General features: G+C 69.8%; 15 protein-coding genes. 10 read left to right on the top strand and 5 right to left on the bottom strand.

Features of this window, described 5'->3' with window-relative positions; translation table 11 throughout:
- Positions 1 to 41 precede the first annotated feature (41 nt).
- Positions 42 to 602 (bottom strand): sugar O-acetyltransferase, encoded by a 561-nt coding sequence (locus IF11_RS0127815; RefSeq protein WP_030354499.1) that lies wholly within the window; start codon positions 600 to 602, stop codon positions 42 to 44.
- Positions 603 to 806: 204 nt separating this feature from the next.
- On the opposite strand from IF11_RS0127815, the gene IF11_RS0127810 reads away from it, so the two are divergent.
- Positions 807 to 2075, top strand: coding sequence for a DUF2786 domain-containing protein (locus IF11_RS0127810; RefSeq protein ID WP_051746289.1), 1269 nt, complete (start codon positions 807 to 809; stop codon positions 2073 to 2075).
- A gap of 60 nt (positions 2076 to 2135) precedes the next feature.
- On the opposite strand, the gene IF11_RS0127805 is transcribed toward IF11_RS0127810, so the two are convergent.
- From IF11_RS0127805 to rpmB, 3 genes are read right to left on the bottom strand one after another with little or no spacing between them, the layout of a single operon-like run.
- Positions 2136 to 2621: a hypothetical protein gene (locus IF11_RS0127805; RefSeq protein WP_030354497.1), complete on the bottom strand. Its 486-nt coding sequence runs from the start codon at positions 2619 to 2621 to the stop codon at positions 2136 to 2138.
- 38 nt (positions 2622 to 2659) lie between these two features.
- Positions 2660 to 2965: a 30S ribosomal protein S14 gene (gene rpsN, locus IF11_RS0127800; protein WP_030354496.1), complete on the bottom strand. Its 306-nt coding sequence runs from the start codon at positions 2963 to 2965 to the stop codon at positions 2660 to 2662.
- The gene (rpmB, locus tag IF11_RS0127795) at positions 2965 to 3201 is read right to left on the bottom strand and encodes a 50S ribosomal protein L28 (protein ID WP_030354495.1); all 237 of its coding nucleotides are present in this window, start codon (positions 3199 to 3201) and stop codon (positions 2965 to 2967) included. Before rpmB ends, rpsN begins: the two co-directional genes overlap by 1 nt.
- 52 nt (positions 3202 to 3253) lie before the next feature.
- Here rpmB and rpmG point away from each other — a divergent pair, with 52 nt between their 5' ends.
- From rpmG to IF11_RS0127770, 5 genes are all read left to right on the top strand, one after another.
- Positions 3254 to 3418: a 50S ribosomal protein L33 gene (gene rpmG / locus IF11_RS0127790; protein ID WP_030354494.1), complete on the top strand. Its 165-nt coding sequence runs from the start codon at positions 3254 to 3256 to the stop codon at positions 3416 to 3418.
- Positions 3419 to 3473: 55 nt separating this feature from the next.
- A complete protein-coding gene (locus IF11_RS0127785) occupies positions 3474 to 3731 on the top strand; it encodes a type B 50S ribosomal protein L31 (protein ID WP_030354493.1) in 258 nt (85 codons plus the stop codon).
- A gap of 8 nt (positions 3732 to 3739) precedes the next feature.
- Entirely contained in the window at positions 3740 to 4894 is a 1155-nt protein-coding gene (locus IF11_RS0127780) for a CobW family GTP-binding protein (protein WP_030354492.1), read from the top strand.
- Positions 4894 to 5136, top strand: coding sequence for a 30S ribosomal protein S18 (gene rpsR, locus IF11_RS0127775; protein ID WP_030354491.1), 243 nt, complete (start codon positions 4894 to 4896; stop codon positions 5134 to 5136). Before IF11_RS0127780 ends, rpsR begins: the two co-directional genes overlap by 1 nt.
- Before the next feature lie 286 nt (positions 5137 to 5422).
- A complete protein-coding gene (locus IF11_RS0127770) occupies positions 5423 to 5665 on the top strand; it encodes a DUF397 domain-containing protein (RefSeq protein ID WP_030354490.1) in 243 nt (80 codons plus the stop codon).
- 168 nt (positions 5666 to 5833) lie between these two features.
- Here the strand turns inward: IF11_RS0127770 and IF11_RS0127765 are convergent, their stop codons facing one another.
- Positions 5834 to 6331 (bottom strand): ATP-binding protein, encoded by a 498-nt coding sequence (locus IF11_RS0127765; protein ID WP_037728744.1) that lies wholly within the window; start codon positions 6329 to 6331, stop codon positions 5834 to 5836.
- 316 nt (positions 6332 to 6647) lie between these two features.
- On the opposite strand from IF11_RS0127765, the gene IF11_RS0127760 reads away from it, so the two are divergent.
- From IF11_RS0127760 to IF11_RS0127745, 4 genes are all read left to right on the top strand, one after another.
- A complete protein-coding gene (locus tag IF11_RS0127760; protein WP_051746287.1) occupies positions 6648 to 7529 on the top strand; it encodes a helix-turn-helix domain-containing protein in 882 nt (293 codons plus the stop codon).
- Positions 7530 to 7592: 63 nt separating this feature from the next.
- Positions 7593 to 9059 (top strand): aldehyde dehydrogenase family protein, encoded by a 1467-nt coding sequence (locus IF11_RS0127755; RefSeq protein ID WP_030354487.1) that lies wholly within the window; start codon positions 7593 to 7595, stop codon positions 9057 to 9059.
- A 47-nt stretch (positions 9060 to 9106) separates the two neighbouring features.
- Positions 9107 to 9748 (top strand): PadR family transcriptional regulator, encoded by a 642-nt coding sequence (locus IF11_RS0127750; RefSeq protein ID WP_030354486.1) that lies wholly within the window; start codon positions 9107 to 9109, stop codon positions 9746 to 9748.
- A 91-nt stretch (positions 9749 to 9839) separates the two neighbouring features.
- A complete protein-coding gene (locus IF11_RS0127745) occupies positions 9840 to 10814 on the top strand; it encodes an ATP-binding cassette domain-containing protein (RefSeq protein ID WP_030354485.1) in 975 nt (324 codons plus the stop codon).
- Positions 10815 to 10818 lie beyond the last annotated feature (4 nt).

Raw genomic sequence — 10818 nt, 5'->3', positions numbered from 1 at the left:
CCGCCCCCACCGCCCCCGCGAGATAGCGACGGCGCCCCGGCTCAGCCCTCCAACTCGCGGATCACCCGCGCGGGATTGCCCACCGCCAGCACACCCGCCGGAAGGTCCTTCGTCACGACCGACCCCGCACCGACCACCGTGTTCTCGCCGATCGTCACTCCCGGGCAGACGATCACCCCGCCGCCCAGCCAGACGTTGTCACCGATCGTCACCGGCGAGGCCCTCTCCCAGCCCGCGCGGCGCCGTTCCGCGCCGAGTTCATGGGTCGGGGTGAGGAGTTGGACGTTCGGGCCTATCTGGACGTCCGATCCGACGGTGATCGGCGCCGCGTCCAGGAAGACCGCGTTGAAGTTGATGAACGTACGGGCGCCGATACTGATGTACGTCCCGTAGTCGCACTGGAAGGGCGGCCGGATACGGACATCCTCCCCCACCGAACCGAGCAGCTCCGCAAGGATCTTGGCGCGATCGGCCGCCGCGGCGCCGCCGTTCGCGTTGTACGCCGCGCACAGCGCGAAGCGCCGTTCGGTCTCGGCGCCCAGCTCCTCGTCGTCGGGGAGGTACCACTCCCCGGCCAGCATGCGCCGCTTGTTCTCGCCCATGGATGCCCCGTGCCTTCTCTGTGACGTCATCGGTCGGAGCGTCCACGGTAGTGCGCCGTACGAAACGGCGAGGAGATATCCACAGCCTGTGGATAAAGATCACGGATGCGGACCTGCGACCAGGACCTGCGACCATCGGAACGCGGCAAGGAGCAGTTCCGAGGAGGCACCCCGCATGATCATGGAACACATAGAGGCCGCGGCATGACCGACAAGGACACCGCCGGCGCGGCGGCCCGTACCGTCGAGCGCGCCCTCGCGGCCGTACTCTCCGCGCGAGCCGGGGACGCCGGCAGCGCCGACGGCATCGACACCGGCGCCTCCCTCCTCGCCGCCGATCCGGCGGCGGACGCGGAACTGCGGCGGCGCGGCGAGCAGTTCGTACGGCTGGCCTGGGAGCGCGGCTGGGGGCCCGCCGATGTCGGGCGCCTCGTACGCCGCGACCTCGACGGCCCGCACCTGCGGCTTCTCGCCGAGCTCATAGCGGCGGAGGCGCGGCGCTACGAGTCGCTGCCGCCGCGCTGGGCCGCCCAGCTCGCGGACCTCGACGCGGAGCGGGAAGCGCGCCCCTACCGGGCCGACCGCTTCTCGTACGCCACCTCCGTACTGGAGTTGTATCTGCTGCTCGTCCGGCTGCCCGCGATCGAACCGGTCGGTCCCGTGCCCGGTACGCCCGTCCATCTGACCGCCCCCGCGGACGGCGAGCCGCGCATGCTCACCCGGATCCGCGCCCTGCTCGCCAAGGCGGAGGCGACCGGATACCCGCAGGAGGCGGAGGCGCTCACCGCCAAGGCGCAGGAGCTGATGGCGCGGCACAGCATCGACGAGGCGCTGCTCGCCGACCGTACCCACCGCGGCGATGTGCCCGGCGCGTGCCGGATCGGGGTGGACGCTCCGTACGAGACGGCGAAGGCGATCCTGCTCGACGCCGTGGCCTCCGCGAACCGCTGCCGCGCCGTCTGGAACAGCGCGTACGGCTTCTCGACGGTCGTCGGCTTCGAGCCTGACCTGGAGGCGGTCGAGCTGCTCCATACCTCGTTGCTGGTCCAGGGCACGGCCGCGATGACCCGCGCGGAGGCCGCCCAGCGCGCGGCCGGGCGCAAGCGGACGAAGACATTCCGGCAGTCGTTCCTGCTGGCGTACGCCCACCGCATCGGCGAACGCCTGACCCTGGCCACGGAACAGGTGACGGCGGAGCAGGTGACCGCAGAGCAGGAGAGCGCAACGCGGGCGGCCGAAGAGGGCGTCGGCGGGCTGCTGCCCGTACTCGCCGCCCGCGAGGTGGCGGTGGCCGACCGTACGGACCGGATGTTCCCGGAGACGGTGGCCACGCGCGTGCGCGGGGCGACGGACGCCGAGGGCTGGACGCACGGCACCTCCGCGGCGGACGCCGCGCGGGTGCCGGGCGGACGGGGCGCGGCTGACGGGCCGGGCGGGACGGACCGGCGCGGCCGTATCCGGCCCGCCCGCTGACCTGAGGCCGGCCGGTCCGATCTCAGGTCAGCCGGTCGGCGCGACGCCGGCAGGACGACGTCACGACGTCGGCAGGTCCGTCGGCAGCTTGCTGTCCCCGGCCTTCGTCAGCGTGTCCTTCACGCCCTTGCCCCAGGAGATCACCAGGGTCTTGCCGTCATTCGACTCGATCGTCCCCATGGTGCGGTCGGTGTTGCCGTCGGCGCACTTGAGGGAGAACATCGGCTCGCCCATGTCCTCCACCGCGCCCTGGCAGACATGCTGGTCCGCGACGAGCGCGACCTTGCCGGACTTGACCGACAGGGCGACGGTCTTGCCGTCGCTCAGCCCGGCCCACGTCCCCTCGACGCTCGCCGCGTCCGCGTCCGCGCCGGAGCCGGAGTCCGCGGTCGAACCGGAACCTTCGCCGCCGGTCCCGCTCGGTGCCGTGGTGCCGCCCTCGTCCTTCGCCGGGTCGCCGCTGTCACCGCCGCAGCCCGTGAGCGCGAGTGCGAGTGCCGCGACGAGCCCGGCCGCGGCCGTACTGGTCCGTACGAGTTTCTGCACGTTCAAGTCCCCCTGGTCGGTGGCCGGACCGCGCAAAACTACCAGGAGGACTTGCGCACACCCGGAAGGAATCCGGCGTGCGCCTGCTCGCGCATCCGCACCCTGGACAGGCCGAACTTCCTGAGATGGCCGCGCGGCCGGCCGTCCACGCCGTCCCGGTTCCGCACCCGCGTGGCACTCGCGTCACGCGGCTGACGTCGCAATTCCTCCCGCGCGGCCAGCCGTTCGCCTTCGGGCGTGCCGGGGCGCCGGATGATCTCCTTCAACTCGGCGCGGCGCACGGCGTACCGCTCCACGACCTCCTTGCGCCGCTCATTGCGGACGATCTTGCTTTTCTTCGCCATCAGACGTTCACCCCGCGGGCACGGATCCGGGCGACGGCGGCCTCGATGCCGATGGAGTCGATGGTCTTGATCGCCCTCGCGCTGAGGGTGAGCCGGACATGCCTGCCCTCGCTCGGCAGCCAGTAGCGCTTGCGCTGGATGTTGGGGTCGAAGCGGCGGGAGGTGCGCCGGTGCGAGTGGGAGATCTGATTGCCGAAGCCGGGCTTGGCCCCGGTCAGCTGGCAGTGGGCGGACAAGGTCACACATCCTTCTCTTTGGAAATGGAAACCATTTCCATATACTAGCCCCATGGCACGCAACGAACTGCGCCCGATCATCAAGCTCCGCTCCACCGCGGGGACCGGCTACACGTACGTCACCCGCAAGAACCGCCGGAACAACCCCGACCGCCTGACGCTGCGCAAGTACGACCCGCTCGTCCGCCGGCACACCGACTTCCGCGAAGAACGCTGAGCGGCAGCGAGTAATCGCGCAGCAAGCGACAGAGACAGAGAACGAAGAGGCCGACATGAAGCCCGGAATCCACCCCGCGTACCAGCCCGTCGCCTTCCGCGACAAGGCCGCCGACTACGCCTTCCTCACCCGCTCGACCGCGACCGCCACGAAGACGGTCGTCTGGGAGGACGGCCACACCTACCCCGTCATCGATGTCGAGATCTCCTCGGCGAGCCACCCCTTCTATACGGGTACCGCGCGCGTCCTCGACACCGCCGGCCGCGTGGAGCGCTTCGAGCGCCGCTACGGCCGCCGCCCCGAGGCCCGTTAGTGGGAGACATCGACAACAGACTCCCCGTCGCGATCGTCTGCGGGCTGCACTCCGACGCCCGCAAGGCGGCCGTACGGCGGCTTCTCGCCACCGTGCCCGGCAGCGTCGCGCTCCACCACGATCTGTCGACGGCCACGGGCGGCACCGTCGTACGGACCGTCCGCGACGCCACCGAACTGGTCTCCACGGGCGAGGCGCCGCTGGTCAACGACTGTGCCTGCTGCGCCCTGAGGGAGGATCTCGTACCCGAGCTGGAACGGCTCGCGGACGGCGGTCTCACCCGGCTCGCGATCGTCGAGCTGTGGGACTCGGTCGAGCCCCGGGCCATGGCCGAGGTCATCGCGGCGCACGGCGAGCTGCTGGTCGTCAGCTCCGTGCTGACCGCCGTCGACCCGGCGCTGCTGCTGCCGTACCTCGGCAACGGCGACGATCTGGCCGCCGCCGGGCTCGCGGCCGCCGCCTCCGACCAGCGGACGATCGCCGACACCTGGGCGCGGCAGCTGGAGTACGCGCCGGTGCTCGCCGTCGTGGACAGCCCGCTCGCGGACGACGAGGACCGCGCGCTGCTCGCCCAACTGCACCCGACGGCACGGCAGGTACGGATCGACGGCGAGGGCGCGTCGGCCGGGGAACTGGCCGCCGTCGCGCTCGGCGGATTCGACGTCGATGCCGCCGCGGCCCGTCAGCACCCGGCCTGTGCGCTGCTGCCGCAGGAGGCGGACGAGTGCGGGGTCGGTACATACGTCTGGCACCGCGCGCGCCCCTTCCACCCCGAGCGGCTCTACCAGGCGCTGGAGGATCTGGCCTGCGCCGCCGCCCGCAGCCGCGGCCGGTTCTGGCTCGCCGACCGCCCCGACACCCTGCTGCACTGGGACGCGGCCGGCGGCGCGCTCTGCGTGGAGAGCGTGGGGCCCTGGCTGGCGGCGCTGCCCGACGCCGCCTGGGAGTCGGTCCCGCCGCCGCGCCGGGCCGCCGCCGCGCTGGACTGGCATCCCCTGCACGGCGACCGCTGCCAGCATCTGGTCTTCACCTCGCCCGGCCTCGACCGGGAGGGCATCGAACAGCTACTGGACTCCTGTCTGCTGACCGATGCCGAGTACACCGCGGGCCGCGCCGCCTGGAAGCGCCTTCCGCCCGCCTTCGACAACCTCCTGGAGGTCTGATGTCCCCCCGTCGTGCGGACCGCAAGCCGCCCGCGCCCCGCCCCAATCCGCTGGACGCCGCGGGCATCACGTATATCGACTACAAGGACACCGACCTGCTGCGGCGGTTCCTCTCGGACCGCGGCAAGATCCGCAGCCGCCGGGTGTCGCGGGTCAGCGCCCAGCAGCAGCGGCAGCTGACGCGCGCCATCAAGAACGCCCGGGAGATGGCGCTGCTGCCGTATCGCTCGACGCCGCGCTGACCGGTGGACGGCGCCGTCCACCCCCACACAAAGACTCCCCGCGCTCGAACCGCGCGGGGAGTCTTCTTGTCTCCGCGGGGTACACGGAGACCACTCGGCCCGGCGAGGGATCCTGAAGGCCCTGAAACGCGTCTCTATGGAGAGCGCGGGCGATCGGGGCCGGGGGTGCGCCTGTAACCAAAGGAACACCCCGCGTGCACGTGCATTTGCTCATGCATCAGCACATGAAACACAGCTATGATCCGAGAAAGTTGACGACTGCACCTTGCAACTCGGGGAGCGACCTGTGCACCACGTGTACAACGGCATTACGGCCACAGAGCTTCACGGAGTCGTCTGGCAGAAGAGCAGGCACAGCAACTCCCAAGGATCGTGCGTGGAGTTCGCCAAGCTGCCCGGCGGCGAGGTGGCGGTGCGCAATTCACGCCACCCCGACGGTCCCGCGCTGGTCTACACGATCGCCGAGATCGAGGCCATGCTGCTGGGCGTCAAGGACGGGGAGTTCGACCATCTGACGGCGGGCGGCTGACCGACAGCGGCTGACCGACCGTGGGCTGCTGTGCCTACCGGCTGGGCGTACAGCTGAGCATACGGCTCAACCAGTTCCGGCCAATTCCCGTGTCCTCATGGCCGAAATGGCCCGCTGCCGTCACCTCAGGCAGCAAGCCCACCCTCCATAACCCAGAACACCGGACGGTCAGTCGGCCGCCTGTAGCTGGAACAGCGCCCAGACCACCTTGCCGTGCAGCGATCCCGCCAGCGGATGCCAGCCCCAGGTGTCGCTGAACGACTCGACCAGGAACAGCCCCCGGCCGGACTCCGCCGCGCAGTCCTCGTCGCTCTTCCGCGCCTCCGGGCTCGCGTGGCTGGGGTCCCGCACCGCGCACACCAGCCGCGACGACCACCGCATCAGATGCAGCCGTACGGAGGCGTCCTGGGGCTCGCGCGGGGTGTCGGCCGGCAGGGCGTGCCGCAGCGCGTTGGTGACGAGTTCGGAGACGACCAGCGCGACATCGTCGAAGCGGTCGCTCAGCTCCCACTGGGTCAGCGTGGTTCTGGTGAACTGCCTGGCCCCGCGCACCGCTTCATAGCGGGCGGGGAGGGCGCACGAGACCGAACCCGCGGCCGCCGAGGGATCGATGGGGGGAAGCCCCTGCCTTAACGGCTCGAGCATGGTCGATCCATTCGTCCCCATGCGAGGCACTCCCGGGATTCGCGGCCGTAGCGATACTGCGGAGGTCCAGCGTCACAACACGTCAATCACGAACGAGCACGCAGGTGCGCGGGGACCATGGTTCCGAATGCGTACGGCAGATGCAAGGGCAGATGCACGTGCACGCGCCGGACTTCGCCCTTCCCGTGACGTTTCCGGGGTATTTCTCCCCGTGACCAGTTTTGGTCTCTCCGCAAAGCCTTCTTATTTCCGTAATCGAATGAGTACGGGCTGAAGCGTTTTGATGGCAGAATCCGGCACTTGGAGTTCGGGGGTGCTCCGGGGAGATCCACATGTGATGGGGAGGGTTGGAGACGTGACCGCAGCCGAATCGGGCGGTTCCGTGGTGCGGCGCATCCTGCTGGGCTCACAACTGAGGCGGCTGCGCGAGACGCGCGGCATCACACGTGAGGCCGCCGGCTACTCGATCCGCGCATCCGAGTCCAAGATCAGCCGTATGGAGTTGGGACGGGTGAGCTTCAAGGCCAGAGACATCGAGGACCTGCTGACCCTCTACGGGGTCGCCGACGAGGGCGAGCGCGCTGCCCTGCTCGGCCTCGCCCGGGAGGCGAATGTCGCGGGGTGGTGGCACAGCTTCGGCGATGTGCTGCCCGGCTGGTTCCAGACATATATCGGTCTCGAAGGTGCCGCCTCACTGATCCGTATCTATGAAGTGCAGTTCGTGCACGGTCTGTTGCAGACCGAGGCGTACGCGCACGCCGTCGTCACCCGCGGCCAGCCCGAGGCGCCCTGCGCCGAGGTGGAGCGCAGGGTCGCGCTCCGGCTGGAGCGGCAGAAGGTCCTCGTCTCCGAGCGCGCGCCGCGCTTCCACGCCATCCTCGACGAGGCCGCGCTGCGCCGCCCGTACGGCGAGCGGTCCGTGATGCAGGGGCAGTTGAGACATCTGATCGAGATCTCGGAGCAGCCGAACATCACGCTCCAGGTGATGCCCTTCAGCTTCGGCGGCCACGCCGGCGAGAGCGGCGCCTTCACCATGCTGAGCTTCCCCGAGTCGGATCTCTCCGATGTCGTCTTCCTGGAGCAGCTGACCAGTGCGCTGTATCTGGACAAGCGCGAGGAGGTCGCCCAGTACGAACGCGTGATGGGGCGACTACAGCAGGACAGCCCGGGACCCGAGGAGAGCCGAGATGTCCTGCGCGGACTGCTCCAACTGATCTGAGACATCAGTACGATGGCGTCATATCAGGAGTTTGCACCTGCAGCACCTGCAGTAAGGGATCGCATGTCCTACTTCACCGACCTGGCCCACCAGTACATCGACGGCGAGTGGCGGACCGGCAGCGGCTCGTGGGACATCATCGACTTCAATCCGTACAACGGGGAGAAGCTCGCGGCCATCACGATCGCCACGGTCCGGGAGATCGACGAGGCGTACCGCGCCGCCGAACGCGCGCAGCGCGCCTGGGCCGCGACCAATCCGTACACCCGTCGCCGGGTCTTCGAGCGTGTCCTCAGGCTGGTCGAGGAGCGCAAGGACGACATCATCGAGGCGATCATCGATGAGCTGGGCGGTACGCGGCTCAAGGCGGTGTACGAGGTCAGTGCCGCGCAGGAGTTCCTGCGCGAGGCGATACAGCTGTCGCTGCGGCCCGAGGGCCGGATCCTGCCGTCCCCGGTGGACGGCAAGGAGAACCGCGTCTACCGGCTGCCCGTCGGTGTCATCGGCGTGATCAGCCCCTTCAACTTCCCCTTCCTGGTGACGATCAAGTCGGTGGCGCCGGCGCTCGCGCTCGGCAACGCCGTCGTGATCAAGCCCAACCAGAACGCGCCTGTCGTCGGCGGCGGGCTCATAGCCAAGCTCTTCGAGGACGCGGAGCTGCCGGCCGGGCTGCTCAACGTCGTGGTGACGGACATCGCGGAGGTCGGGGACGCGCTCATCGAGCACCCCGTACCGAAAGTGATCTCGTTCGCCGGCTCGGACCGGGTCGGCCGCCATGTCGGCGCGGTGGCGGGCGGCAACTTCAAGCGGGCGATCCTCGAACTGAGCGGCAACAGCGCGCTGGTCGTCCTCGACGACCTCGACGAGACAGGGCTCGACTACGCGGTGGACGCGGCGGTCGTGAGCCGCTTCGTCTACCAGGGCCAGGTCTGTATGGCCGCCAACCGGATCCTCGTGGACCGGAGTGTCGAGCAGCGGTTCACCGAGAAGTTCGTGGCGAAGGTGGCGTCGCTCAGGACGGGCGATCCGCGCGACCCCGAGACCCAGATCGGCCCGGTCATCAACACCTTCCAGGCGGACGCCCTGACGGCGCTGGTGGACCAGGCGCTGGCGGAGGGTGCGACCGCGCTCGTACGGGGGCGTACGCGCGGCAATCTCGTGGAGCCGACGGTGCTGGCGGGGCTGGACGAGAACTCCGCGCTGATGCAGCAGGAGATCTTCGGGCCCGTGGTGCTGCTGATCCCGTTCGACGGGGAGGAAGAGGCGGTACGGCTCGCCAACAACACCCCGTACGGGCTGAGCGGGGCCGTGCACACCTCGAATGTGGAGCGTGGCGTCGCGTTCGCCAAGCGGATCGTCACCGGCATGGTGCACGTCAATGACTCGACCGTGCAGGACGAGCCGCTGGTGGCCTTCGGCGGGGAGAAGTTCTCGGGGCTCGGCCGGCTCAACGGCGACTCGACGGTGGAGGCGTTCACGACGCAGAAGTGGATCTCGGTGCAGCACGGCCGTACCGCGTTCCCCTTCTGAAGGGTCGCGCGCTGAGTCGGGCGCGGAGTACGTCTTAACCTGGAGCAATGTCAGCGATCCGTTTGCTCGTACTCTGCGCGGTCCGCCAGCACGGCCGGGCCCACGGCTATCAGGTGCGCAATGACCTGGAGTACTGGGGCGCCCATGAGTGGTCCAACGCCAAGCCCGGGTCGATCTATCACGCTCTCAAGCAGATGGCGAAGCAGGGCGTGCTGCTGGCGCACGAGGTCGCGCCGAGCACGGCGGGCGGGCCGCCGCGTACCGAGTACGAGCTGACGGACGCGGGCCGCGAGGAGTATCTGCGGCTGCTGCGCGAGGCGCTGACCACCTACGACCAGAAGATGGACGTGCTGTCGGCGGGGATCGGCGCCATCGTCGATCTGCCGCGCGCCGAGGTCGTGGAGCTGCTCAAGGAGCGGGTGGCCGGGATCGAGGCATGGCGGGCCGCGGTGACCGAGCACTACGTGCCCGAGGACGGCCCGGAACAGCTCGGGCACATCGGCGAGATCATGAACCTGTGGGTGCACTCCGCGGACTCGGGCGCGGAGTGGACGCGGGGTCTGATCAAGCGCATCGAGGGCGGTGCATACACCTTCGCGGGTGAGGGCGAGCCCTTTGTGGGGGTGCTCGCCGAGGGCGAGGTGAACCCGTACGCGACGGGCGTCCCCGATGACGGAGATCATCACTAATCAAGTTTGACCAATTGAAGGGCCGGGGTTACTCTTCCGGCTCGGTAGTCAAATTTGATTACCAGGGTGGGAGGCGAAGACATTGACCGATGTGACTGACGTGATCGTGGTGGCGGGCGCACGGAAGCGGTACGGCGAGAAGCGGGCCCTCGACGGATTCGATCTGACGGTGGAACGCGGCACGGTGCACGGCGTGCTCGGTCCTAACGGCGCGGGCAAGACCACGGCCGTACGGATCCTGACCACGCTGCTGCGGCCCGACGAGGGGCTGGTGCGGGTGGCCGGGCTCGATGTGCGGACCCGTGCGCGCGAAGTGCGGCGCAGGATCGGGCTGCTGGGACAGCACGCGGCCCTCGACGAGGATCTGAGCGGCCGGCAGAACCTGGAGATGTTCGGACGGCTCTACCACCTCGGCGCCCGGCGCGCGGGGGAGCGGGCCGACGAACTGCTGGAACGGTTCGGGCTGGCGGACACCGGGCGCAAGGCCGTCAAGCAGTACAGCGGCGGCATGCGGCGCCGGCTCGATCTGGCGGCGTCCCTGATCACCGACCCGGAGGTGCTCTTCCTGGACGAGCCGACGACCGGCCTCGATCCGCGCGGCCGGGCGGAGGTGTGGAGCGCGGTGCGCTCGCTGGTCGGCGGCGGTACGACCGTCCTGCTGACGACGCAGTATCTGGAGGAGGCCGACCAACTGGCCGACCGCATCTCGGTGGTGGACAGCGGACGGGTCATCGCGGAGGGCACGGCCGACGAACTCAAGGCGCGCATCGGCGGCGACCGCATCGATGTCGTCCTGCGCGACGCGGACCGGCTCGCGGACGGCGCGCGGGCGCTGGCACGCACCACAGGTACGTACGCCGTCAGTACGGACGTGGACCGGCGGCTGCTGAGCGCGCCGGTGGCGGACCGGATGGCGGCGCTGACCGAGACCGTGGGGGCCCTGCACGTGGAGGGGATCGAGGCGGAGGACATCGCGCTGCGCCGGCCCACGCTGGACGAGGTCTTCCTCCGTCTCACGGGAAAGGGCGGGGCCGCCCCGCGGGATCAGCGGGAGGTGACGGCGTGACGAC

It is taken from the genome of Streptomyces scopuliridis RB72 (genome assembly GCF_000718095.1).
In the GTDB taxonomy this organism is placed as follows: Bacteria; Actinomycetota; Actinomycetes; order Streptomycetales; family Streptomycetaceae; genus Streptomyces; species Streptomyces scopuliridis.
This window is presented reverse-complemented; position numbering and strand designations above follow the sequence as displayed.